Genomic DNA, 24,738 nt, shown 5'->3' with positions numbered 1-24,738 from the left:
GTGCGGGGACCATCCCCGCGTGCGCGGGGAGCACGATGAGGAAATCCAGCCGGACATTGGCGAGGTGGGACCATCCCCGCGTGCGCGGGGAGCACGCTTGCGAAGCGATTTCGGAAGAGGTCGCACGGGGACCATCCCCGCGTGCGCGGGGAGCACAACACCGCCCGATACCGGGCGATCTCCCGTTGCGGACCATCCCCGCGTGCGCGGGGAGCACCCTCGTTGACCTGCGGCGCTATCAGCGGTGAGTGGCTGTTTTGGCCACTTGTTGAGAATCAGACAAAAACCACAAAACACCCGCAAGGTACGCGAGATCAGAATGCAGGGCCATGGTTGAGCAGTTTAGCGGCGGTTATGTAATCTCGGCGGCCGTTTATGGGGGACTCCTGGGTGCTGGCTTCCACGCTGTCAGGAAGAATGATCCTGTAAGCCTTGTTGGAAGCTCTTTTCAGGAGGCGCTATTGGCGACCACGCAGGTGCGGACCTACACCGTGCGGGAGGGCCTACTCGATGAGTGGGTACAGCGGTGGCGGGAGGAGATCGTGCCGTTGCGGCTGGAATTTGGATTCACCCTGGGCGAAGCGTGGGTCGACCGGGAGCGCAACAAGTTCATTTGGACGATCTCCTACGACGGCCCGGAGAGTTTCGCGGAGCGAAATCAAAAGTACTGGGCTTCCTCGGCCCGGGAGGGGATGGATCTCGACCCCAAGGATTACCTGGTCGAAACCGATGTCCGTGAGGTGGAACGGGTTTACTGAGCCTCGCCTTCCCCCAGGGGTTCTGAGGCGTCGTCGGGCACAGCGAGCATGTGGGCGTGGCGCTCTTCGGGGGTCAGCGCACGGAATACCCGTTTACGCGCAAGGTCCTGCAACTCCTTTATGTCGACCTCGGCACGCCATAGCCGCACCGTGGTGTCGTGGGAGCCGGTGATCACATAACGGGAGTCAGGAGTCCAGTTCACACAGGTGGCGCGGTCGCGGTTGATGCCGATCACATCGGCATCCTCACCGCCGCCAGCCGGCCATACCCGAATTGTGTGGTCGTGGGAGGCGGTGGCGATCCGCGTGCCGTCCGGTGACCATGCCACGCCTGGAATCCGTCCTTCGTGGCCGCGCAGCGTAGTGGCCACCTTTCCGGAGGCGAGGTTCCAGATACGGGCCGTCCAATCGGCTGACGAGGTAACGACGCGGGTCTCGTCGGGGGACCAGGAGACCGAATCCACCCAGTTCTCATGCCCGTGCAGCACGGCGTTCTCCTGGCCGGTAGCGAGGTTCCAGACACGGGCGGTGCGATCGTCGGAGGTGGAGGCGATCATGCGACCACTGGGTGACCAGGCGAGGCTGACGACCCAGTCTTGATGTCCAATGAGCACGGTCAGCAGAGAGCCGTCGTGGGCGTCCCAGATCCGAATCCGACCGTCTTGGCCGCCGGTGGCGACCCTGGCCCCATCGGGGGACCATGCCACCGCTTCCACGATCGCGCCCTCATGGCCGAGCACGAAACTCGGTTCTCGAACATCAGGGATAGTGAGGTCCCAGATCAGGGCACGGCGATCGGTACCGCAGGAGATAAGGCGGCGTCCGTCAGCAGAGACCGCGGTGTCGCGAACCTTGCCCTGGTGTCCGCTCACCCGAACGCTTCCGCTCGATGAATCGAAGCCGCCCACGTACAGCGTGCCGTCCTCGGAACCACTGACGACGAGAGCACCGCCGGAATCGCACGACACTGATGTCACGGGTGCCATGTGCTCCACACGCATCCCCTGTTCGATGGAGCGCGGCATCAAGTCCCAGACCCGGGCGGTAGCGTCCTCGGAGCCGGTCGCAAGCTGATTGCCTTCAGGGGACCACACCACGCCCCAGACTCCGTCATCGTGGCCCCGCAGTACGGCTATCTCCTCGGCATCGGCAACGGAGAATACCCGCGCGGTACGGTCGGCCGAGGCGGTGGCCAAGTGGCGCCCGTCAGGCGACCAGGCCACGTTCCACACGCGATCCCGGTGGCCGCGAATCAGCAGAAGTTGACGCGCCTCACTCGCGTCCCACACACGCACCGTGTGATCCCCCGAGCCCGTGGCAATGCGCTGTCCGTCAGGAGACCAAGTGACCCCTTCCACGAAGTCCTGATGCCCCTCAAGGGTGAGTTCGGGCTCACCGGTGGTGATGTTCCATACGATCACGGTCTGGTCGTGGGAGGCGGTCGCCAATCGCGTTCCGTCTGGCGACCAGGCAATCCCTAACACGTTGTCTCGATGGCCGAGGAGTTGGAAAGCCAGCCGCCCTGTGGCCGCCTCCCAGACGCGGACGACCTCATCGCGGGAGGCACCTGCCACCCATTTTCCGCACGGGCTCCAAGCCACCCCGCGCACGACATCGGTGGCGTCGGTCAGGCGCAGCAACACTTTCCCAGTCTCGGCGTTCCACAGCCGTACCGTGCCGTCACGCGATGCGGTGGCGACGCGGGTCGAGTCGGATGCCCAGGTGATCATCTCCACCATCCCCAGGTGCCCTGTCAGCTCACGCAGTGACTCCCCGGTGTTGGCATCCCAGATCCGGGCGGTCCCATCACGGGATGCGGTGGCGATCATGCGGCCACTGGGCGACCAGGCGAGGTTGCGCACCGTATCCTTGTGGCCTTTCAACACGAGTCGGCCGTGGCTGAAGGACAGCGCCGTCATCAGGGCGCGCCGCGCCAACGGAGTGGGCTCGCACTCGCTCAGAGCAGCCAGCGACAGCAGCACAGCCAACTCGGGGTAGCGCTCGACGTTGGCCAGCACATAGTCCGCGATACCGTGCGAGACCCGCCGCAAAAACCCACGATCCCGGCGCCGAGAGGCGTCGACGAAGGCCACGAGCATGGGCGTGTCCTGGCCCGCCTGGGCCAATCCCTCCAGCCACTGCTCAGCCAACGCCAGCCGATCTCCGCTCAGGAGGTAGTCGGAGCTGCGGTCGGCCCTCTCCCAATCGGCGGCCCACCGTTCAAGTTCGGCGCGCTGGCGCAGCCGCTCGGCGTGTGCCTCCACCTCCTGCCGTAACGGTGCCCACTGCCGAAACAGTGCCTCGTGGGTGACTTGGGCCGTAGGTGTGCCGTTGCTGACGTCGGAGACGAGCAGGCGCGCATCGACGAAGGCATCCACCACGCGCCGTTGGGCAGGCTGCAACGTGTTCAGCTCGACTCGCCGCCGGGTGGCGTCGTTGCTGGTGACACTGACGAACAGCAACAGGACGCGCAGCACATCGGAGATGTCCTCCTCATCGCGGAGTTCGGCCACGACCTGGTCAGCGTGACGAGCGAGCGCCCCCTCAACACCGCCCACCGCCAGATAGTCCTGCATCGTCGCAGTGTGACCGGACCCCACGCGCAGGTACAGCTCTTGCAACAGATAGGCGAGAAGGGGCAGGGCATCACCGCTGCCGGTGTCGGCGACAATCCGCTCGACCAACCCGGGTTCCAACTCCATCCCCGCGGCTTCGGCAGGCCCTTCGATGACTTCGGTAATCCCCGAGTGGTCGAGCGCCCCGATCGCTACCGGACTGGTGAACAGGCCAGCGTGCTGGCAGGCCAGCAGGTCACCGAGGAACTCGACGCGGAGGGTGGCGACAACGTGGAAGTGGCGATCGTGGCGGAGCGCGCCCTCCAGGCAGCGCAAAAACACGTCTCGATCGCGCTCTCCACTGAGCGAAACCAACTCCTCTAGCTGATCAACGACCAGTAGTGTGCGCCCGAACCGACGCCCCGAGGCACGGCGGGCCTTACCGAGCAGCCTAGCCAACTCGGTGCTGTCACGGCGCAGCCTTCGGGTCACCGTCTCGGCCGGTTCACCGAGCAGCGCCGCAAGCGAGCGGGCCAACGCGCCAAGGGGATCGGTGCCCGGCACGATCGGCCCCAGCACTATCCACCGCTGCGCCCGCACCCGAGGCAGTACCCCCGCCTGCACCAGTGAAGATTTTCCGCTTCCAGAGGCACCGACGATAGCCAGGAACCGACTGTTGGCATCCGTCCCCGAATCGTGCAGGCGACGCAGGATCTCCGCGGTTTGGGCTTCACGCCCGAAGAAAACCGCTGCTTCGTCTTCCTGGAATGCCTCCAGCCCTGGATAGGGGATGCGATGACGATCCCAGGAGCGGGCAGGGGCGGGTGGATTCTCCATTCGGTAAGCGATCACGTGGCCAACAACCAGCACCACAACCAGCAGCGCCAACCCCGGAACGGCCAGTTGTTCCACCACATTGAGCGGAAAGGGAGCATCGCCGTCAGTGGCATAGTTCGTGACGACACCGAGCATGCTGGCCGCCAATACGAGGAAGAGCTGGAGCAACATCCCCAACCGCTGCCGACGCCGCACGCTCTATCCACCTTGTCCACTCGATTGACAACGGCCCCATTCTCCCGAAATGACAGGAGGCGCCGTCTCCAACGCACGACTTTATGAGCTAAACAACAGCAAGGTGAAGGCAGCCCGTTTTATCGGTCAGCAGTAATACCCATTCCGGCCGGTGAACAAGGCAGACAACCCCGCATACGCGGGGAGCACCCTCGGCGAGCTGCTCCAGCCTGCACCCGTAGGGGACCATCCCCGCGTGCGCGGGGAGCACACGACCTCCCCCACCTGGTGTGGTTCCAAGGTGGGACCATCCCCGCGTGCGCGGGGAGCACCGGCGGGTCACCTCCCCGACCGGCGAGCCGCCGGGACCATCCCCGCGTGCGCGGGGAGCACCCCCTCAGGGACTTTTGCCTCGGGCTCCTCGTGGGACCATCCCCGCGTGCGCGGGGAGCACCAGTGAGCCCGACCGCCCGGTGGCGTCGGGCTTGGACCATCCCCGCGTGCGCGGGGAGCACCAAGCGAGGGGCTACGTCAACAACCGGCTGCCGGGACCATCTCCGCGTGCGCGGGGAGCACCAAGCGAGGGGCTACGTCAACAACCGGCTGCCGGGACCATCCCCGCGTGCGCGGGGAGCACTATTGACGACAACATTTTAGATTGATTGTCCAGGGACCATCCCCGCGTGCGCGGGGAGCACTAGCGGTTGAACTTTTCGCTCAACTTCTCAATTGGACCATCCCCGCGTGCGCGGGGAGCACTGGGCGATCATGGAGGAGGCGAGCCTCCTGCGGGGACCATCCCCGCGTGCGCGGGGAGCACGGGGTTTCGCCGTCCTTGACGGTGAGGCCGAGGGGACCATCCCCGCGTGCGCGGGGAGCACGAGTGCCCGAGGTACTCGGCCAGCGCTTTGATGGGACCATCCCCGCGTGCGCGGGGAGCACGCTCATGAGCTGGTCTCCTCTGACCGGCCGTAGGGACCATCCCCGCGTGCGCGGGGAGCACCATTATCGGTGGGGCGATGGTTGTGGCCATGAGGGACCATCCCCGCGTGCGCGGGGAGCACCCCGGCAGCTTGCGCGACCTCTACCGGCACGTGGGACCATCCCCGCGTGCGCGGGGAGCACAAGCGCGATGAGCGGTGGATCGATGACTTGCCGGGACCATCCCCGCGTGCGCGGGGAGCACCGCTACGGCGGCACGGTCGATGCCGACTCGCGCGGACCATCCCCGCGTGCGCGGGGAGCACGTCGACGGCCAGACCGGGCAGTGCCCCGCGCGCGGACCATCCCCGCGTGCGCGGGGAGCACCTCGTTGACCTGCGGCGCTATCAGCGGTGAGTAGCTGTTTTGACCACTTGTTGAGAATCGGGCGAATGCCGCATAGGCCGCACGGTTCGCAGAGGGGTTGGTTGGTGTCCCATGGTCGGCAGTGTAGCCGTGGCGACGGCTGTCCGGGGGTGGGTGTTGTGGTTAGGTGATCCAGCCGCGGGCGCGGGCTTTGGTCAGGCGGCTTTGGACGGTGCGGGGGTTGAGGCCCAGCGCGGTGGCGATGTCGCGGGGGTGGGTGCCGTGGCGATAGAGCACGAAGGTCTCATCGTCGGGGTGTAGGCGGGTGGGGCTGGGGGTGTGGGGGGTGCGCACCACGCCGGCGGCGTGCAGGCGGCGGCTGATCGTGTCGAGGCTGACCCCCACATGGGCGGCCAGACGGTTCATCGACCAGCCCTCATCGCGGTAGAGGCGGATGACCTCGAGAGTATTGAGCAGGGCATGCGGGCGCGCCCCCGGCCCCATCGCGGTGCCCGCAGCACGTAGGCGGGCGTAGATGGTGGGCAGGCTCCAGCCGGTGTGGGCGGCCATGGCCGCCACGGCAATCCCGGCCTCATAAGCCACCCGAAACTCCTCCGGAGGGCTGTAGCGATGCAGCCGCGCCAACGCAGGATGCTCCCGGGACTGGGCGTCGGCGGATGCGCAGGGCCGCTCCTCGGGGAATGCGGGGGGCTGCTCCTCGGGGAATGCGGGGGGCCGCTCGTTGGGGGATGCGGGGGGCTGGGCGTCGGGGGTGGTGGTCATGAACAGGGTCTTTCCTTACGGGTGCAACACACAGGTCAGGCACAGAACAACGGGGGGTGCCCGGTCGGCCCGGGTGGGGGGTGCGGCCCCCTCCCACGGTCACCGCACCCCCCACAACAGGAGCCCCACGCGGGGGACCCTCGTGGGCCGACCGGGCAGTCTCAGCGAGCGCTACTCCCTAGCCGGGCCACGCCCCGGCCACGGGCGCCAATAGCGCCTCGTGCGATCCCGCTTAGGCAGTGGAGGCCGCGGGTCCTGGGCGTGCAGGCGTTTTTCTAGTTCGGTGGCACTCGAGGCGGCCAGCATGGGCGCCTTCCCGTGGGCGAGCGCGGTCTCGCCCGCCACAGCGATATAGCCCGCGCACCACGCCACGGTGGTGCGGTAGATCCAGTAGTCGGGAAACTCGGTGCGCAGGTGGCGCACCTGGGGGCAGGGATAGACCTCCATCACCGCTCACATCCTCGGCATATCCAGCGGCGCGGGAGGATGCGGCCCTACCGGCTGCCAGGCAATCTCGAAGAACACCCCGCTACCCTGCTCGGGCGGCAGCGGCCCCCACGCATGGGCGAACGCCTCGACGAGTGCCAGCCCATAGCCCGACTCACGCTCGGGGCTCGCCTCGCGGGCCTGCACCCGCGGGCGGGACGAACTCCCGGCGTCACGCACCCCCACGCGCAGCCAGCCGGCGAAGCGTGCCCACACATACACCGTGTAGCCCCACTCGCCGCTGGCCGTATGCCGCAGCGCATTCGTGGCCGTCTCCGAGAGCAACAGCGCGGCGGTGGCTTGCTGCTCCTGCGGCGCGCCCATCTCGGCCGCCACCGACTCCAGCCAGCCCCGGCCGGTCTTCACACTCGACGCCTCCCCGGTAAACCGGCGCCGCCACGCACGATCACACGCCATCACCGCCGCTCACCCACCCTCAACACGTAGGGGCGCACACGGCGACCACGCGGGCGAACCACCGGGACCACAGCCCCGAAAACCCCGCCGTGCCAGGACAACCCGGCACACCGACTAGCCTTACTCACAGGTCCTCACCTGCTCCATTCAGGTCGAAGGGCTCAGGCCCTACCGGGTGCGGCCACACCTGGGTAGGGCCGTTTAGCTTCCAAGCGGCGCACTCGCCGCCGCCAAGCGCCAAATAGCGCTCTACAGCAAGCCTCTCCAAAGCAGGTCAGCGCGTCTATAGTTTGAACTGAAACGCTAATTTTTCTTCAGACATCCTTTTCATGGTTCAACAGAGTTTGAATATGCTTGAACCATGCCGAAGAAAGTTAAGCCACAGTGGGTGGGGTTCGGTCGAGAGTTGCGACGATGGCGTGAACAGCAGGGCTTCACGCAGGGACAACTGGGCGATCGAGTTTCAATTTCCTATGGTCTGGTGAGCGCTTTTGAGCGCGGCACACAAGCCCCAAAACTGGACTATGTTGAACGAATCGACCAAGCCCTTTCAAGCGGTGGCGCCCTAGTTCGGCTATGGCATGCTGCGAACAAGGGCAACGGACTCGCTTCCTGGTTTCGTGGTCTAGCTTCTCTGATCCAGCAAGCCTCTGAACTACGCGAGTACAACCCGATGCTCATCCCTGGACTGCTCCAGACCAATGATTACGCTCGTACCATCCTGCGGGCGGGCCAGCCAGGCGACACCGACGACGAGATCGAGGAGCAAGTCGCAGCTCGCATGAGCCGACAGTCGATCCTGTCCTCGGAGCGTCCCCCTCACCTGGTAGAGATCCTCGACGAAGCGGTTCTGCGCCGCCCCGTTGGTGGGCGTGAGATCATGGCACAGCAGTTAAAGCGCTTACTCGATGCCATTTCGGGGTCAAGGCTCACCTTGCAGGTCATACCACTCAGTACTGAGCATCATCCCGGATTATCCGAAGCGTTCTCGCTGGTAGCCGTGCCCGAGCGCGGCGAAGCCCTATACATGGAAACTCGCATGTCAGCCACAGCGGTTGACGAGCCCGAGGTAGTAGCGGCATACAACCGCCACTTCGGAGACCTGCGAGGCGCAGCCCTGCCGCCAGCAGCGTCCCGCGAGCTGATTGAAAGCATCAGAGGAGAATTCCAGTGACCGCTAACCAGCATGTTTGGCACAAGTCCAGCTACAGCAACCAGACCGGCGGGCACTGTGTCGAGGTGGCCGAGGCCGTGGCCGCGGTCTATGTGCGCGACACTCAGCACCGCGAGCGCGGGCATCTCGCGTTCTCACCCGCCGAGTGGGCCGCCCTGCTCTCCGAGGTGAAGCACGACCGGCTGTAGCCCGGCGGGCGCCTTCAAGCAGGCGGAAGGCGCCGGGAAAAGGTCAGCGGCCGTGGGTGAATCTCCCCGATACCCACGGCCGCCCGGCCCGCTGTACGGTGACCAAAAGGGAACAGCGGGCACGTCTTATCCGGTTATCTCGCTAGTTCGCCGCGGCGGGTGTTTCCGCCGCCTCTCCCCCGCTACTTCACGCGAGTATCGCCGCTGCCCTCGATCCAGGTGTCGGGGACGACCTCCCGGTCGACGCGGCAATCCAGCAGGCAGGGGGCCTTCTCGCGCAGGGCGTCGGCCAGCGCGTCGTCGACCTCGTCGTCGAAGCTGACCGTGTGCGAACGCACGCCGTGGGCGCGGGCCACCGCGGCGAAGTTGGTGAACGTGAACTCGGTGCCCACCGCGCGGCCCTCGAAGCGGCGGCGCTGATGGTTGTACTGCGACGAGTAGGTGGCGTCGTTGCAGACCACGACGATCACGTGCGAGCCGCGCCGCGCGGCGGTCTCCAACTCGGACAGGCACATGGCCAGACAGCCGTCACCGACAAACGCCACCCCGACGCTGCCGGTGTCGGCCTCGGCCACACCCAACAGGGCGGGAAACGAGTAGCCCATGGCGCCCAGTCCGGCCGAGCGGATGTAGGTACGCGGCTCCAACACCCGCAGCTTCTTGCCGAAAAAGGAGTGCAACCCGGAGTCGATCGAGATGACGGCCTCGCGCGGCAGTAGGCGCTCCAGCGCGCGCACCAGGCGCCACGGGCTGACCCCGGTGCCGGGGTGGGGCTGGTCGGCGCGGTCGAGGTAGGCGCGCCGGCCCACCTCCCAGTCGGCGCGGGGCCGACTCCAGTCCTGGCCGCAGCGGTAGCCCCGCTCGGTGAGGCGCCGGCCCAGGGCGGTGAGGAAACCGTGGGCGTCGGCGACGACGGTGCGGTCGGCGGGCACGCCGCGCTGGCCTGCGGCGGGGTCGATGTCGACGCGCACAGTACGGGCGGTGTCGGGCCAGGCCGACCATTCGAACGTGGACACGTCGCTGAGGGCGGCGCCGACGACGATCACGAGGTCAGATGAGGCCAGCAGGCGTTTGGCGGAGTGGTCGCCGGCCTGGCGGGCGACGACGCCGAGGTGCAGCGGGTGGTCCTCGCCGAGGGCGCCGCGCCCGCCGTCGGTGGTGACCACGGGCAGGTTGTGGTGTTCGGCCAGCTCGGCCAGGGCCGGGGTGGCGCCCGACCACAGCGCTCCCGCGCCCACGAACAGCGCCGGCTTGGTGGCGGCGGCGAGCAGGTCGGCGACGGCAGCCACGTCGTCATCAGCGGCGGGGGTACGCACAGCGGGCACGCGGTCGCTCGCGGCGGTGACGCGGCGCGGGCGTGCGGGCAACTCCTGTTTGATGACGTCTTTGGGCAGATCGAGCAGGACCGGACCGGGCCGTCCGGAGGTGGCCAACCACAAGGCGCGGTTGACGGTGGAGGCGGCGTCGGCGGGGTCGCGCAGTTGGATGGCGGCCTTGGTGATGGGACGGTGCAGTTCGAGGACGTCGAGGACGTGGTAGCCCTCGCGCAGCGTGTCCTCGGTGCCGCGGCGGACCTCGTTGCCGGTGAGGGCGAGGATGGGCACGCCGTCCTTCCACGCGCCACCGATGCCGTACATCTGGCGCAGCGCGCCGGGGCCGACGTGGGCGAGGCAGACGCCGAGGCGGCCGGTGGCGCGGGCGTAGCCGTCGGCCATGTGGGCGGCGGCCTCTTCCTGGCGGGCACTGACGAACTCCAGGCGGGGCTCGTTGCCGATGGCGTCGGCGATGTCCATGGTCGAGGTGCCGATGACGCCGAAGACTTTTTCGACGCCGGCGGCGGCGAGGGTTTCGACGATGGTCTGCGCCGCTGTGGCCATCTGTCGCCTCCTGGGGTCATGGCGCGGGCGCGCCGGTGGGTGGGACGGGTCGCCGGGTGTCCCGGTGCCCCCGCAGGGCGCTGCGGGGGCACCGGGTGGGGGGTGGTTCCCGTGCGTTAAATGCCGAACAGGGTGGTGGCGTTGCCGCCGCAGATGCCGGCGCGTTCTTTGGGGGAGATGGCGCTGAGGCCGTCGATGAGGCCGAGCGGGTCGCTTTCGCCCATGTCGAAGGGGTAGTCGGTGCCGAGAAGGACTTGTTGTACCCCGGCGAACTCGACGAGGTTTTCCAGGATGCGGGGGGAGAAGACCATGGTGTCGAAGTAGACCTGGCGCAGGTAGGTGCTGGGGGGCTGCTCGATGCGTTCGCGGCATTCGGGGCGGACCTGCCAGGCGTGGTCCATGCGGGCGCTGTAGAAGGGGAGGTAGCCGCCGCCGTGGACGACGCACAGCCGCAGGTCGGGGTGTTGGGCGAGGGCGCCGGAGAAGATGAGGCGGGTGAGGGCGAGGGTGGAGTCCATCGGGTTGCCGATGACGTTCATCAGGAAGAAGTCCTGGAAGCGCTCGCCGTCGGTGAAGCCGTTGGGGTGGAGTAAGACGACGGCGCCCAGTTCTTCGGCGCGGCGAAAGAAGGGGCGGAAGCGTAGGTCGTCGAGGTCGCGGCCGGTGATGTTGCTGGAGATCTGGACGCCTTTGAAGCCCAGCGTCTGGACCACGTAGTCCAGTTCTTGCACGGCGCGTTCGCTGTCTTGCATGGGCACGGTGCCCACAGCGGTGAAGCGGTCGGGGGCGGCGGCGACCATCTCGGCGAGGCGGTGGTTCTGTAGCCGGGCGAGTTCGTGTCCCAGGGCCGGGTCGGTCCAGTAGTAGAACTGGGAGACGAACGAGGCGAGCACTTGGATGTCGATGCCCAGGCGGTCCATGTCGGCGACGCGAAGGGCGGGGTCGGTCATCTTGGGGCGCAACTCCGGCAATAGCGTGCGGTTGGTGCACGTGGTGCCTTGGCCCGCGTAGCGGTCGTAGGGGTCGTTCAGCAGGATCTGTTCCTGCGAGTAGTACTTCTCGACCAGGTCCTTGGCGGCCTGGCAGAAGATGTGGCAGTGCGCGTCGACCACCGGATCGCTGGTCGCGCCGTGTGGTGGCCGCACCGTTGACCGCTGCCCGGCCGTCGTGTCCCCAATCATTGCCCGCACCCGCTCTCTACCGCGTCAACCACGTCGACTGTCTGTACTGGAAGGCTCGGCCCCTAGGTTGTTTTTCGGGCGGCTGGGGGCCGTGGGGGTGTTCTTCGTTCGCTCGTGCCTCGATCACTTCGCGATCTCGGCAGCCCGCGGGGCGCCGGTGGAGGCGCTCGCCCCCGTGTGCCCCCACTTGTCCTCGTCGCCCGTCCGAAAACGGCCCTTAGCCGGGGCTGTTTACTGCCGGTGTCCCTTGTTGTCGATGACGTTCTTGCAACTGAGGACCTCAGAGTCCTCGACCGCGGTGACCTGGTGGGGCACATCGGGCAGGGCGTGGAAGGCCGATCCGGGACCCAGTTCGCCGATGTCGCCGTCAAGGTCGACTCTGAGGCGACCGGAGATGACGACCATGATCTGTTCGTGGGGGTGGTGGTGGCGTTCGGCCCCCTCGCCGGCTTTGAAGGTAAGGCGCCCCACCTCGATGGACTGGCCGGTGGCCAGCTCGCCGTAGGCGGTGGAGTGCTTGGGGGTCACGTATTCCTTTTCGACGTTGTCGAAGTGAATGAACGGCATGGTTCGTCCCTCCACGGGAAGCTTCAGCAAATTACACTGCATTTTATACGATGCATAGTCGCGTAGCAATATGCGAATATTGTCGGCTTAATACGCGATGGTGAGGTGTCGTCCTTAGCTCGCCCGCACGTCCGCCGTAGCGTGGCGCGACAGCCACGGGGAGCCCGAGCGGCACTGGGTTGTTATTTTTCGAACGGCTGGGGTCAGGGGTGCGCGGGAGTTCGTCGTCCGCTCGCGCCTCGATCGCTGCGCGATCTCGGCACCCCGTAGGGGCGACAGCGGACACGCTCCCCTGTTCCGCCCGCCCCCGCCCGCGCCGACCTTTTCAAAAAACAGAACCCAGGGCGCCACTCGGGTATACGTGCCCCTCACCCCGGCGTGGGGGCGAAGGCGGCGTGCCGGCTACTCCTTGCCGAGGTCGGGAACGCCGTCGACCGTGCCGTGGATGTGGTTGAGGATCGCCTCGCGCACCGCTTCGACGTCGCGGTCGCGCACGGCTTGCAGGATCTGGTGGTGCTGGTTGTTGGCTTCGTCGAGACGCCGCCCGCCGTGCAGCATGGCGGCCAGGATGTACATCGAGGCCGAGCCTTGCAGGGCCTCGACGATGCCGGCCAGTCGCGGCGAGTGCGCCGACTGGACGAACACCCGGTGGAACTGGCGGTTCAGCTCGACCCAGCGGGTGGGGTCGTCCTCGGCGTCGGCGCGCGCCTGGATCTCGGCGGCCTGCTCGATCTCCTCCTCGGAGATCCACTCCACCGCCCGCTGCATGACCTCGGGCTCCAGCAGCCGGCGGATGCGGTAGATTTCCTCGGCCTCGTCCTTGCTGAGTTCGCGCACCACGGCGCCCCGGTGGGCGTCCAGCCGGATCAGCCCCTCGGCGGCCAGGTCGCGCAGCGCTTCGCGCACCGGGGTCGTGCTCACGCGCAACTGCCGGGCCAGGTCGGCCTGGACGAGTCGCTCGCCCGCCTTCACCTGGCCGGTCAGGATGGCTCGGGACAACGTGTCGCGAACGAACTGGTAGGTCGTTCGCCGCTCACCGTAACGCAGGAGATCCAACAGGGGTACCGCCGACCGAAGCTCGTGCTCGTCGATTGCCAGGGCTGTATCGCAGCCTGATTCTACCGTTGATCAGACATGATCGATAAGCGAATGCGTGCATCATAGCTGACTGTCCCATCCTCCTCGGTCGAGGTCACGATTGCCCCATGTCAGCCATGGAGCGCCACCGTGGCGCGGTCACCGTCGACCGCGGCGACGAACCGGCCGGGTTCGGCCAGGTCGGATAGTGAGAGCCCGGCGCTGTCCAGGCGTACCCCCAAGACGGCGGGCACTCCCAGCGAGGTGGCCACCTCGAAGACGTGGGCGCCCGGGTTGCCGCCGAGGGTCACCAGCGCTGAGGCGCTCCACAGCAGGGGCGACAGGCCCGGGAGCGGGCTCTCGGCCACCACCACCTCCCGGCCGCCCAGCGGCGGGGGGTCGTGGGGGTTGGTCACCACGATCACGGGTCCGGCGCCCACGCCCGAGGCGGCCGAGCGTCCCGGCAGCGCGGGGCCTTGGGTGGAGATCGTGGAGAAAACGAAGGGTTCCCACGGGTCGGGACCGATGCGGGGCGCCTTGCCAGGGCCGTGACCGCGCTCGAACCAGCCGGCGATCTCGTCGGCGCTGTGGCGCCACAGATGCCCGGTGTGGCCGATGAACCCGGCCTGGACCGCGGCCACGGCCACCCCGTGGAGCAGTTCGACGATGCGCTGGCCCCACTCCCCCGGTACGGGGGCGAGGGCGGCCAGACGCCCCAGAGCCCGGCCGCCCTCGTTGCCACGTAGCCGGCGCAACACAGAGGTGGCCACGTCGGCGGCGTGGGGCATCGTGTCGCGCCAGGCCCGCTCGGTGAGCGTGCGCGCCAGGTCGTGGGCGTCGCGCAGGTCGGTGCGGGGATCGCGCGAGGCCGCCATCGGGACACCGGGACGTACCGGGGTGTCGGCGGCGGCCAGCCATGGCAACACCAGCTCGGCGCCCAGCGTTCCGGGGTGGTGGGCCGCGCCCACCGCCAGTCGCAGCGCGAGCGGGTCGACGGTGCCGGTGGCGACGGGTTCGGCGGTGACGGCGCCGCGCACGCGCGAGCGGGAGGACTGCAACAGTACGGGCTGGTCCCCGGTGAAGGCCCACTCGATGGTGGCGTCGCCGACCCGGTCGAAGGTGTCGCGGGCCAGTTGGGCCACCCGCGCGAAGACGGCCGCGTCGATGCCGCTGTCGGCGGTGTCGACGTCGACCTCCCCCTCTGCGGTGACGGTGGCGCACACGCCGCTGTCCCAGCCGGCGGTGAGTTGGGACAGCCGGCCGGTGGTGGCCACGACCTCGACGACGCCGTCGGGGCTGACGCTGGCCAGCCCCCCGCACTCGGTGACCAGTTGCGGCTGCACCAATACGGCCATGGCGACGGCGCCGGGGTCGAGGTCGGCCTGCTCGCAGCGTTCCACGGCGTCGACGGTGAAGGTCGAGGCCCACACGCCGCGCACCGCGGTGTCGAGTTCGTCGGGTGTGACGTCCTCGAAGGTGCTGAAGGCGCCGGCCCAGCGCCCGCCCGACTCCAGTTCGCTGGAGGAGCGCACGATGGCGGTGTGGAACCGGCCGCGCATCTCGGTACGCAGGTGCCGTTCGAGCTCGGGGGCGAGCTTTTCGGCCATGACCGCCAGGCGCGCGGCGCCGCTGCCCCCCTCGGTGAGGGCGGCGGCGCCCGCGCCCAGAGCGGGGCGCGCACACTCGGCGGTGACGACGAACCCGGGCGCGACGGGCAGGCCGGCGCGGCGCAACTGGGCGAGCCGGGCCGCCTTGGCGCCGGCCGCGCGCGGGTCGAGTGCGGCCTCGTCGTCGAGATCGATGAGCGACATGTCAGTCCACCGCGATGATCTCGTGTGGCTTGTAGCTGGAGAGCAGTTCGGGGCCGTCCTCGTTGACCACGAGCATCTCCTCCAAGCGCACGCCGAACTCGTGCAGCTTGCCGTGTTGGGTTTCCAGGGCGAAGACCATGCCTTCCTGGATCTCCACGGGGTGGTCCAGCGACCAGATGCGCGAGATGACGGGCTGGTCGTACTGGGCCAGGCCAAGGCCGTGGCCCCACAGGTTGGCGGCGGCCTGGTCCTCCTCCTCGTAGCCCCAGGCTTCCTTGGCCGAGGGCCACTTGGAGGCGATGTCGCGGGTGGTGGCGCCGGGGCGGACGGCCTCGATGGAGTCCCATAGCCACTTGTGGGCTTCGTCGTAGTAGCGCTGCATCTCGGCGGTGGGTTTGCCGCCCACACAGTAGGTGCGGTAGACGCAGGATTTGAAGCCGTTCCAGGTCAGCGCGGCCAAGTCGATGATGACGAGTTCACCGGGGCGGATGATGCGGTCGGAGAAGTTGCGCCAGTTGGGCCAGGCGTTGGGGCCGGAGGAGACGATGACGTCTTCGACGTCTTCCATGCCGGGGATGTCGTAGAGGTATTTGAAGCCGAAGGCGGCGACCTCGTTCTCGGTCAGGCCGGGTTTGAGGAACTGGGTGAACTCGTAGTGGAGCACGTCGCAGATCGCGCCGACGATGCGCATGGCCTTGATCTCGTCGGGGCTTTTGACGGCGCGGGCCTCCATCATGGGGGTCATGCCGTCGCGCCACTCGATGCCGGCGCGCTCGAAGGCGCGCATCATGTTGACGTCGATGAAGTCGACGCCGATGGGCTTGTCGCGCACCCCGGCCTCTTCGAGGTCGTTGAGCAGGGCCTGGGTGAACTTCTCGACCTGCTGCTCGGCGGCGGGGCCGGCGGCGCCCTTGATCCAGCTATAGGAGTGGCGGATGTTGCTCTTGGGAATCCAGGGGTTGTGCACCTCCAGGTGCAGCCCGATGTCGCCCTGCTCATAGACGATGGGTTCCCTGCTCTCCACCAGAATCCCGTAGCGCAGCCCCGGCTTGAGCCGGTTCCAGCCCGGGGTCAGCGTCGAGGAGATGTAGCGCAGGTTCTCGTCGTACATGCACAGCATCGCGCCCAACTCGTGGCGGTGCATCGCCTCGCGCGCGCGGCGCAGTCGCCATGAGCGCACCGCGTCCCAGTTGATGCCCTCTTTCCAGTCTGTGCTGAGAGCGCCGAAAGCTTCCTTCACGCTTCCTCCTCCGGGTCCTGACCGCGCCGGGGCGGCCGGTTGGTCCTGTCGGTCGGATACAGCCGGAACACCGACCGTGCATCGCCGATTTTATAAGACACTATACATAATGCACTATCGCTTATCTAGTGCTCAATAGGGAAACATCGCTGGCGAGAGCGGGGGCGGGCCGTTGCATGCGCGCTCCGGCGCGGCTCCCCGGTCGAACGCGAACCGAAAATCGCCTGAAACCACGGAAAACGGCGGCACACCACACGGCCTCGACTTGGGGCAGCACAGCGGCCCCGCCGCAGACACGCCGGGTGTGAGCGCTCCCACTCCTCCCCCATACGGCGAGCCGCGTCATGTATATTGCAATTAGTTCTATTGCTGGTCGGTTCTGTAACCGGAAGATTGCGGGGGAGAAGGTGAACCTGCTCGAATTCGCGGAAGAGCGGCGGACGGCACACGAGTTCGTCCGCGACACGCTCCGTCGCGCCATCATCGGGGGCGCCTTCACCGGCGGGACGCGCCTCGTCCAAGCTGACATCGCCGAACAGCTCAAGGTCAGCACCACCCCGGTGCGCGAGGCGCTGCGCGATCTGGCCAGCGACGGGCTGATCGTCTTCGACCCCCACCGCGGCGCGATCATCCACGAGCTCGACGCCAGCGAACTGGTGGAGATCTACGAGATCCGCAAGGCGCTGGAGCCGCTGGCCATCCGCAAGGCCGCCCAACGCATCACCGAGGAGCAACTGCGCGAGGCCACCGCGTTGCAGCAGCGCATGGACCGCGAGGAGGACCCCGCGGCGTGGGTGGAGCTCAACTGGGAATTCCACTCGCTGCTGGAGCGCGCCGCCAGCTCCCCCCGGTTCCAGTCGCTGCTCAAGAGCGTGCAAGACATCGCCGCCATCTACGTGGCCCACTCGCTCAAGATCGAGCCCCAGCGCATGGCCTCGGGCAACCGGGAGCACTGGGCGCTGCTGGAGGCGTTGCAGCGCCGCGACGGCGAGAAGGCGGCCAGCGTGCTGGTCAAGCACCTCGACGGCACGCTGGGCACGATCCTGTCCTCGGGCAGCCTGGAAAGCAGCAAGGGCGGCCGGAGCAGCGAGGCTGAGGAGCGCGGCCCGCTCCCGCTGAGCGCGCTCGCCCAGCAGTAGCCGCCCCTCACCCCCGCCCCGAGGCGAGGTGGCCTCGCCCGCGCGGGCCCGCCCGCGAGCGCGCTGTGGCGCACCTGCGCCCCGCTGTGGGCGGGGTGGGCGCGCACCGTAGCGCCGCGCCCACCGCAGGGTCGCCGTCATTGCCCGCTCGCCCGGGCCAGCGGGCGCACGCTGCCCTCGTACCAGCTCCCGCTCTGCTCCTTGCCGCGCGCCACGGCCAGCAGCGCGCCGCGGCGGCGCTGCGGCAGCGTCCGGCAGAAGCTCTCGATCTCGACGGCAGAGGTGACCCAGCGGCTCTCCAGCCCCAACGCCGTGCCGATCGCGGCGATGTTGGGGTTGTCGTAGTCCACGCCGACGTTGCGCCCGCCGTAGGCTTCGCGCTGCTTCTTGCGCTGCGAGCCGAAGCCGCCGTCGTCGAGGACGATGACGACCACCGGCACCTCCAGCGCGGCCACCGACTCCACCGCGGCCATCGACATGAAAAACGAGCCGTCGCCCAGCACCGCCACGGCCCCGTCGACCTCGCCGGAGATGACGGCGCCGATGGCGTTGGGGACCGCGAAGCCCATGTAGCCGAAGCCGTAGGGGTAGAGGAACCGGCTCGTGCCCAGCCGGGCGGGCGCGGTCAGGGTGAGCGGGCCGAAGCCGGGGTCGATGGCCACCGCCCAGGAGGCGGGGGCGGCCTGGACGATCTGTCCCACCAGGCGGGCATCCAGCGGTGCATTCTCGATGTCGCCGGCCATGGTGTCGCCGGCGGGGCCGTCATAGAGGTCGACCGCGGCGGCCCGATCCAGCCACTGCGGCGGCCACCGGGTCTCGCGGTCGGCAAGCTCAGCGGTGAGCTGGTCGAGGAACTCCTCGGCGTCGGCGATCACCCCGATGTCGGCGGGCAAGCGCAGGTCGACCTTGCGCGTATCGGGGTGGACCAGGGCCAGCCGGCTGCCGGCCTTGGGCAGCGACCAGCGCACCGTGTCGATGTCGGACAGCTCGGCCCCCAGCGCGACGACGCAGTCGGCTTCGGCGACGAAAGCGGTGGTGGAGCGGGAGCCGAAGCGTCCGATCGTGCCCACGTAGCCGGGACGCTCACCGATCCCGCCATGGGCGCCGAACGTGGCTGCATAGGGCACCCCCAGGTCGACGCAGCGGCGCACGATCGCGTCGGGGTCACTGCCGGGGAAGGCGGCCTCGCCGATGAGCAGCACGGGAGCGGTGGCCTCGGCGAGCATGTCGGCGATGCCGGCCACTGCGCGCGCGTTGGGCGCGATGCGGGTGGCCGGAGCCGTACCGCAGGCGGCGATGTCGTCGAGGATGGGGCCGGCGTCGTCGTGCCACTGGCGCGCCTGTTCGGCGGGGATGGTGGCCAAAGCGATGTCTTCGGGCAGGTCGATGTGGACCGGCTGGGCGGCGCCGCGCATGGCCTGGCCCAGGGCGCGGCGCAGCACGTGGGGAACCTGGTCGACGCGGGTGATGCGGTAGGAGAAGTTGGTGACCGCCCCCATCGCGCCCATGATGTCCCAGTCGTGGTAGGGCTCGCGGACCAGCGTCTCGCTCTCCTCGTTACCGGTGATGAGCAGCATGGGCACGCCGTCGCGGGCCGCGCCCACGATGGAGGTGACACAGCTCGTGGCGCCGGGGCCGACGTGGGTGAGCACAACCCCCAGCCGCCCCGAGGTACGCGCGTACCCCGAGGCCATGTCGGCGGCGCTTTGCTCGTGGCGGGCGCCGACGTAGCGGATGTGGCCGTTGGCGGCGATACCGTCGAGCAGCGGCATGATGGTGCTGCCGGCCACGCCGAAGACGTCGCGGACACCGCCGCGAGCCAGGAGCGCGACCAGTGCGTCGGCGACGGTGACCTGCCGATCCGGGCCGGTCTGGGGTGGGTGCATCTGTCCTCCTTGGAGATGAGATCCCCGTGGGGCGCCCGCGGTGCGCACGCGACGGGGTTGGTGATCGGCCGGGGGTCAGTACGTGCGGGGGGATCGTTCGCGCACGGCGCTGGGCAGCACCATGGCGGCGGTGAGGAGGGCGATGGTGCCCATAGCGATCCAGGAGGGGCCATAGCCGCCGGTGACCCCGACAGCGGCGCCGAAGAGGACCGGGCCGAAGAGTCCGCCGGCCATCATGGAGCTGAGCAGGACCCCGCCGGCGCGGCCGGCCCGTCCCCGGCCAAGGGTTTCGGCGCCGAACGCGCGGCTCAGCCCTACCCAGCCTTGGGCGACCAGGCCAAACAGCAGCGCCGTCAGCGGCCCTAGCACACCGATCAGCAGGTCGGGGATTGCTCCCAGGCAGATAGCCACGGTGCCGCCGGTCAGCGCGCAGGCCACCAGGGGGTAGCCGCGCCGACCCGACCATAGGGCGTCGCTGGCCCACCCCCAGGCGATACGGCCGATGGCTCCGCCGACGCTGAACAGGGCGAACCACGCTCCGGCGGTGACCGGGTCCAGGCCCACGGTGTCGACGAAGAACAGCGTCAGGAAGGTCATCGTGGCGGAGATGAACACGCCCATGCCGAAGCTGAAGGTCATGACGGGCGCCAACGGGCGCACGGTGGCCAGCATCCGCGCCGAGGCGGTGGCCGGCCGGTGGGGCGGCGGCTGTGGCGAGTCGTCGCCGTGGGCCGGGGCGGGCTCCTCGGGGGTGTCCTGGGGCGGGCCGGTCGGGGTAGGGCGGGCGCTGGGCACGGTGCGGCTCAGCGGGAGTCCGACCAGCACCACGACCACGGCCAGGCAGGCGATGGCGCCGCGCCAGCCGGCCGACGAGGCGGCGATGGTGGGCAGGGTGAGGCTGACCAGGCCGGCGCCGGCCGGGGTGCCCATCTGCTTGATGCCGAAGACCAGGCCGCGCGAGTCCACCGGGCACAGTTCGTAGCCCAGCCGGTCGGTCAGCGGTGGGACGGCGCTGCGCGCCACCCCGGCCAGCAGGAAGCCGGCCATGAGCATGGCGACGTTGAGGGAGGCGGCGACCGCGGCCAGCGCCGTCGCCATCCCGGCCGTGGTGACCGCGATGACCCGTGCCGGCCGTCCCGCGTCGACCCAGGTACCTAGCCAGGCCGCTGCTAAGCCGGTGCCGATGTAGGGCGCGGCGCCGATGACGCCCATGGCCGAGGTGGAGATGTCCAGGCTGGTGCGGATGAACGGCGCGAGTGCCCCCAAGGTGGTGAACACGGCCGCTTGCAGGGTCATCAGCCCCGCGAGGTAGCCGGCCACACGCCATCGGTTCGCTGCCACTGCTCGCCCTTCCTATCCGGCGATCGCCCCCGTTGGATGCGCCTCGGGGCCGTCGCCGGTCGACCCCGAGGCACTGTGCGGTGGTCACAGCCACGTGCCTTCAGGAAGCGGCACGTTGAGCAGCAGCGCGAACAGCGCGTAGAGCGCCATCGCACCGGCTGCGCTGGACAGCAGCTTGATCGCCAGGGACAGCAGGGTGGGCCGCCCGCCCAGCACCAGCGACACCGCGAACATGAAGGTGATGGTGGCCACCAGGTAGCCCAGGCCGCCGAGGATGACGAAGTAGCCCACGACGGCGGCGATGAACCATGCCGCGTCGACGGCGGCGCCCCACGAGGGGAACATCCGCTGGCGACCGCGTTTGAGCAGCGCGGATACGACCAGCACCGCGCCGACGACGATGAGGCCGGTGCTGAGCACGTTGGGAAAGAGCCAGGCGCGCTCGCCCCAACTGCCGCCGGCCTGGAGCGCCCCCGCCCCCAGCAGGAAGAACGCTAGCCCCGAGAAGAGGTTGTAGTTGAGCACGCCCTCAATCGGGCTGGTCTGGTCGGTCTGGGTGGTCACCGCGACCTCACCTCGCTCTGGTCGGTCTCCTCGACGGTGGCCTGGCCGGTGGGTTCACCGCGCGGCGGTTCCGGGACGTCCGGCTCCTCGCCGGTGTCGGCAGGGTCCTCGGGTTCGTCGGGGTCGTCCTCGCCGGCGAGCTGCCTGCGGCGCTCGGCCCGCCGCGACAGCACCGTCCACACGATCGAGGCCACCGTCAGCAGGATGAGTCCGGCGGAGATGGGACGCAGCACGAAGACCTCCATGTAGGAAGAGCCCTGGGCCATCGACAGCGCGGTGTCCAGCCCCGACTCCACGATCGGCCCCAGGATGATGCCCAGCGCCACCGGCGCCACCGGCACGCCGACCTTGGTGAGCAGGTAGCCGGCCACGCCGATGATGAACATCAGGTAGACGTCGAAGATGTTGTTGCGGATCGCGAACGAGCCCACGACGGCCAGTCCGGCGATGGCGGGCACGAGAATCTGGACGGGCACGGCCACCACCGAGACCAGCAGCGGCGAGAAGAGCACGCCCACGACGAAAACCAAAAGCCCGCCGATGATCATCGCCCAGATGAAGGCGTAGACGATGTCGGGGTTGGTCTGGAACAGTTCCCCGCCCGGCCGCAGGCCGTGCAGCAGCAGGGCGCCCAGGATGACCGCGCTGGGCGAGGAGCCGGGCACTCCCAGGGTCAGGGTCGGGACCATGGAGGCGGGAGCGGCGGCGTTGTTGGCCGTCTCGGAGGCGACCACGCCCTCAATCGCTCCCTTGCCGAACTGCCGCTTGTTACGCGACCAGCGCTTGGCCTCGTTGTAGGAGATCAGGGCCGCGATGGGCGAGCCGGCGCCGGGCAGGATACCGATCACTGTGCCCAGCACGCTGGAACGGGCCAGGTTGACCGGGTTGGCCGCCCGCGGCAGGGTCTTGCGCAGCACACCCTTTTCACGATCGAGGGTGCCGATGCTGCTCTTGGTGCGTCGGCCCTCGATGAGCTTGATGAGCTGGGGGATGGCGAACAGGCCGATCAGTACCACCGGCAGGCTGATGCCGCCCATGAGCTGGTACTGGTCGAAGGTGAAGCGGGTCTCGCCCCCGGAGACGGCGACACCGATCGTGCTCAACAGCAGACCGAACATCCCGGCGCCGATGCCGCGCAGGAACGATTTGCCCACGATCGAGCCCATGATGGTCAACGCGAGGATGCCCAGCCAGAAGAACTCCGGTGGGCCGAACTGTAGGGAGAGCGCGGCCAGCGGCGGAGACAGCAGCAGCAGGGCCACGCCGCCGACTACGGCGCCCACCGCGGAGCTGAAGCAGGCGGCGATCAGGGCGCGGCGGCCCTGACCTTTTTCGGTCATGGGGAACCCGTCGAAACTGGTCGCCAGCGAGCTGGGGGTTCCGGGGATGTTGACCAGGCAGGCCGGGATGGCGTCGCCGTACATCGCGCCGATGTAGAGGCCGCCGAGCATGACGAGGCCGGCGGTGGGTTCCATCACGAAGGTGAAGGGAACCAGCAGCGCGGTACCCATCGTGGCGGTCAGGCCGGGCAGACACCCCACCAGCACCCCGCCGAGCACCCCACCGAGCAGGTACAGCAGGTGCATCGGCTGGAGGCTGGCCAAAAGCCCTTCGATCATCTGAGTGCTCCTTCCGGAGGAAGGCGGCAGCCGGCGCGCGGTCCCCGCCTGTCCCCGAGGCCACGGGGTCGCCGAGCCTCGGGGAGGCGGCGGGGAGCGCGCGGGTGCCTACTCCCCCTCTTGCTCTTCGATGAGGGCCACGATCTCCTCGTACTGGCCGGAGATGCCGGAGACGAACTCCTTGGTCTCCTCAGGGCCATAGCCCAGGACCTGCTGCCCCTCGGCCGCGACCGACTCTTGGACCTCTTCCTTGTCCAGTGCCGCGAGGATGGCGTCGGCCAGTGTCTGGCGGATCTCCATGGGGGTGTCCTTGGGTGTGGCCACGCCCCACGAGGTCATGCCGACCACGTCGATGCCGAGTTCCTTGAAGGTGGGCACGTCGGGCAGTGCCTCGAAGCGGTCGTCGCTGCTGACCGCGATGGCGCGGACCTCGTCGCTGCCGACGGCGTGGTTGGCGCCGAGCATGCCCACGGGGAAGTGGCCCCCGGCCACCCCGGTGACCACGGAGGTCGAGCCTTCGCCGGTCGAGACGTAGTTGGTCTCCAACCCTTCCTGGGCCAGCTCGGTGGCGATGATGTGGCTGAGGTTGAGGCGGGCCGAGGCGCCGACGCTGACCTCGCCGGGGTTGTCTTCGACGTCGGCGGCGAAGTCCTCGAAGTCCTCGTAGGCGGGGTCCTCGGCGCTGACGATCAGTGCTTGGGGGGCTTGGACGTTGGCGCTGACGAAGCCGAAGCCGTCGGTGCTGAAACTGCCCTCCCCCTGGACCATCGGTTGCAGCACGATATGGGGGGTGACGATGCCGCCGATAGTGTAGCCGTCGGGTTCGGCGTTGACCAGCTCCGACCAGCCCACGCCGCCGTCGGCTCCGGGGCGGTACTCGACCTCGACGGAGACGCCCAGCGCCTCCTCCAGGTGGGGTTGGAGCCGGCGGAACTCGGTGTCGGAGCCGCCGCCGGGATCGAAGGCGACGATCCAGGTGATGGAGCGTTCGGGGTAATTGCTGTTGTCGCCGCCGCCCTCGGTGGCGCCGCCGTCTTGGGCTCCACCCTCGGTGGAACCGCAGGCGGCGACCAGGGTGAGGGACAGTGCGGCGCACCAGAGCCCCACTCCGCGGCGCACGAGCACTCTCGTTTTATGCATTGGCACTCCTCCTCATGGCCAATTGCGTGGCGGAAAACAGTGCCGTGCGTTACTCACAGGAGCTGAGACCGGAAACGGTGATCAGTACAGCGACTATGTAGTGCAAACTATAAGATGTCAAGAGCATTTCAGCGATGCTGCGGGTGAGGGTGCGGTCGAGCCGCCGCCGGCGAGCAGACCGCGAGCGCGCACGTCGGCCCGCTGTTTCCTCCCCTGTGCCGGCCCATTCGCCAGCCCAGGAACGCAACGACGGCGTAGTGCCCCGGCAGGATCGGCAGCGTGTGGGCGCGACGAGCCGGTCACACCCCGCCACGACGGCCGCCGGCCGCGCCCGTCCCGCTCCGGACCCCGGTCGGACTCATATCTGCTCCCCACCATGGCCTCGACAGGGCACATAAGCTCGTGACGTGGGAAAAGGTTGCTCTTCCCGCGAACCCCTCGCGGGCGCGCCCGCGAGGGGTTCGCCGTATCGGCCACCCCAGGCCGAGACGGCGCGGTCGCGGATGTGATGGACGGACAACACCTTCACAATGCATTAAGCATCATATATAGTCCTATGTGACCGAGGTCTCCAGTGCGCGTCGTAACGATCACAGGAGCCACGCGCTTCACCCGGTCCGGAAACAACAGACGCCCC

The 24,738-nt window shown here is 68.5% G+C and carries 19 protein-coding genes and 2 CRISPR repeat arrays (1 of these 21 running past the window's edge); of the genes, 4 read left to right on the top strand and 15 right to left on the bottom strand.

Going from position 1 to position 24,738, the window contains the following annotated elements; genetic code table 11:
• A CRISPR array of direct repeats spans positions 1-217; the repeat unit is 29 nt (it extends 668 nt beyond the left edge of the window).
• A gap of 244 nt (positions 218-461) precedes the next feature.
• A complete protein-coding gene (locus tag ABD848_RS15745) occupies positions 462-758 on the top strand; it encodes an NIPSNAP family containing protein (RefSeq protein ID WP_344972552.1) in 297 nt (98 codons plus the stop codon).
• Here ABD848_RS15745 and ABD848_RS15740 read toward each other — a convergent pair.
• The 4 genes from ABD848_RS15740 to ABD848_RS15725 all read right to left on the bottom strand — a co-directional run bounded on the left by ABD848_RS15740 (position 752) and on the right by ABD848_RS15725 (position 7,246).
• The gene (locus ABD848_RS15740) at positions 752-4,345 is read right to left on the bottom strand and encodes a WD40 repeat domain-containing protein (RefSeq protein ID WP_344972550.1); all 3,594 of its coding nucleotides are present in this window, start codon (positions 4,343-4,345) and stop codon (positions 752-754) included. The genes ABD848_RS15745 and ABD848_RS15740 overlap by 7 nt on opposite strands.
• A gap of 221 nt (positions 4,346-4,566) precedes the next feature.
• Positions 4,567-5,632: a CRISPR direct-repeat array (repeat unit 29 nt; unit sequence GGGACCATCCCCGCGTGCGCGGGGAGCAC).
• Positions 5,633-5,794: 162 nt separating this feature from the next.
• Positions 5,795-6,394: a hypothetical protein gene (locus tag ABD848_RS15735; RefSeq protein ID WP_344972548.1), complete on the bottom strand. Its 600-nt coding sequence runs from the start codon at positions 6,392-6,394 to the stop codon at positions 5,795-5,797.
• Positions 6,395-6,565: 171 nt separating this feature from the next.
• Entirely contained in the window at positions 6,566-6,841 is a 276-nt protein-coding gene (locus tag ABD848_RS15730) for a hypothetical protein (protein ID WP_344972546.1), read from the bottom strand.
• A gap of 6 nt (positions 6,842-6,847) precedes the next feature.
• The gene (locus tag ABD848_RS15725; protein ID WP_425567555.1) at positions 6,848-7,246 is read right to left on the bottom strand and encodes an ATP-binding protein; all 399 of its coding nucleotides are present in this window, start codon (positions 7,244-7,246) and stop codon (positions 6,848-6,850) included.
• Positions 7,247-7,658: 412 nt separating this feature from the next.
• Here ABD848_RS15725 and ABD848_RS15720 point away from each other — a divergent pair, with 412 nt between their 5' ends.
• Together ABD848_RS15720 and ABD848_RS15715 are read left to right on the top strand one after the other, a co-directional pair.
• Positions 7,659-8,471, top strand: coding sequence for a helix-turn-helix domain-containing protein (locus ABD848_RS15720; protein WP_344972543.1), 813 nt, complete (start codon positions 7,659-7,661; stop codon positions 8,469-8,471).
• Positions 8,468-8,659, top strand: coding sequence for a DUF397 domain-containing protein (locus ABD848_RS15715; RefSeq protein ID WP_344972541.1), 192 nt, complete (start codon positions 8,468-8,470; stop codon positions 8,657-8,659). The genes ABD848_RS15720 and ABD848_RS15715 overlap by 4 nt, the downstream gene beginning before the upstream one ends.
• 182 nt (positions 8,660-8,841) lie before the next feature.
• Here the strand turns inward: ABD848_RS15715 and ABD848_RS15710 are convergent, their stop codons facing one another.
• From ABD848_RS15710 to ABD848_RS15685, 6 genes are all read right to left on the bottom strand, one after another.
• Positions 8,842-10,536 (bottom strand): thiamine pyrophosphate-binding protein, encoded by a 1,695-nt coding sequence (locus tag ABD848_RS15710; protein WP_344972538.1) that lies wholly within the window; start codon positions 10,534-10,536, stop codon positions 8,842-8,844.
• A gap of 116 nt (positions 10,537-10,652) precedes the next feature.
• Complete coding sequence (locus tag ABD848_RS15705) at positions 10,653-11,717, bottom strand: amidohydrolase family protein (RefSeq protein WP_344972535.1); 1,065 nt, start codon at positions 11,715-11,717, stop codon at positions 10,653-10,655.
• 231 nt (positions 11,718-11,948) lie between these two features.
• The gene (locus ABD848_RS15700) at positions 11,949-12,284 is read right to left on the bottom strand and encodes a cupin domain-containing protein (protein ID WP_344972533.1); all 336 of its coding nucleotides are present in this window, start codon (positions 12,282-12,284) and stop codon (positions 11,949-11,951) included.
• A gap of 402 nt (positions 12,285-12,686) precedes the next feature.
• Positions 12,687-13,340: a GntR family transcriptional regulator gene (locus ABD848_RS15695; RefSeq protein ID WP_344972531.1), complete on the bottom strand. Its 654-nt coding sequence runs from the start codon at positions 13,338-13,340 to the stop codon at positions 12,687-12,689.
• Between the two features lie 152 nt (positions 13,341-13,492).
• The gene (locus ABD848_RS15690; protein WP_344972528.1) at positions 13,493-15,172 is read right to left on the bottom strand and encodes a PEP/pyruvate-binding domain-containing protein; all 1,680 of its coding nucleotides are present in this window, start codon (positions 15,170-15,172) and stop codon (positions 13,493-13,495) included.
• 1 nt (position 15,173) lies between these two features.
• A complete protein-coding gene (locus tag ABD848_RS15685) occupies positions 15,174-16,412 on the bottom strand; it encodes a Xaa-Pro peptidase family protein (RefSeq protein WP_344972526.1) in 1,239 nt (412 codons plus the stop codon).
• A 407-nt stretch (positions 16,413-16,819) separates the two neighbouring features.
• On the opposite strand from ABD848_RS15685, the gene ABD848_RS15680 reads away from it, so the two are divergent.
• Positions 16,820-17,551 (top strand): GntR family transcriptional regulator, encoded by a 732-nt coding sequence (locus tag ABD848_RS15680; protein ID WP_344972524.1) that lies wholly within the window; start codon positions 16,820-16,822, stop codon positions 17,549-17,551.
• A 137-nt stretch (positions 17,552-17,688) separates the two neighbouring features.
• Here ABD848_RS15680 and ABD848_RS15675 read toward each other — a convergent pair whose 3' ends face one another.
• The 5 genes from ABD848_RS15675 to ABD848_RS15655 form a co-directional block, all read right to left on the bottom strand.
• Positions 17,689-19,437 carry a thiamine pyrophosphate-binding protein gene (locus ABD848_RS15675; protein ID WP_344972522.1) on the bottom strand — a complete coding sequence of 583 codons (1,749 nt, stop codon included), beginning with the start codon at positions 19,435-19,437 and terminating at the stop codon, positions 17,689-17,691.
• Positions 19,438-19,512: 75 nt separating this feature from the next.
• Positions 19,513-20,778 carry an MFS transporter gene (locus ABD848_RS15670; protein ID WP_344972520.1) on the bottom strand — a complete coding sequence of 422 codons (1,266 nt, stop codon included), beginning with the start codon at positions 20,776-20,778 and terminating at the stop codon, positions 19,513-19,515.
• An 84-nt stretch (positions 20,779-20,862) separates the two neighbouring features.
• Entirely contained in the window at positions 20,863-21,342 is a 480-nt protein-coding gene (locus ABD848_RS15665) for a tripartite tricarboxylate transporter TctB family protein (protein WP_344972518.1), read from the bottom strand.
• Positions 21,339-22,961 carry a tripartite tricarboxylate transporter permease gene (locus tag ABD848_RS15660; protein ID WP_344972516.1) on the bottom strand — a complete coding sequence of 541 codons (1,623 nt, stop codon included), beginning with the start codon at positions 22,959-22,961 and terminating at the stop codon, positions 21,339-21,341. Before ABD848_RS15660 ends, ABD848_RS15665 begins: the two co-directional genes overlap by 4 nt.
• A gap of 108 nt (positions 22,962-23,069) precedes the next feature.
• Entirely contained in the window at positions 23,070-24,101 is a 1,032-nt protein-coding gene (locus ABD848_RS15655) for a tripartite tricarboxylate transporter substrate binding protein (RefSeq protein ID WP_344972514.1), read from the bottom strand.
• Between the last annotated feature and the right edge of the window lie 637 nt (positions 24,102-24,738).

This window comes from Salinactinospora qingdaonensis (assembly GCF_039539445.1).
GTDB lineage: Bacteria > Actinomycetota > Actinomycetes > Streptosporangiales > Streptosporangiaceae > Salinactinospora > Salinactinospora qingdaonensis.
The sequence above is the reverse complement of the archived record's forward strand: the minus strand, read 5'-3'. Positions and strand labels throughout refer to the sequence as shown.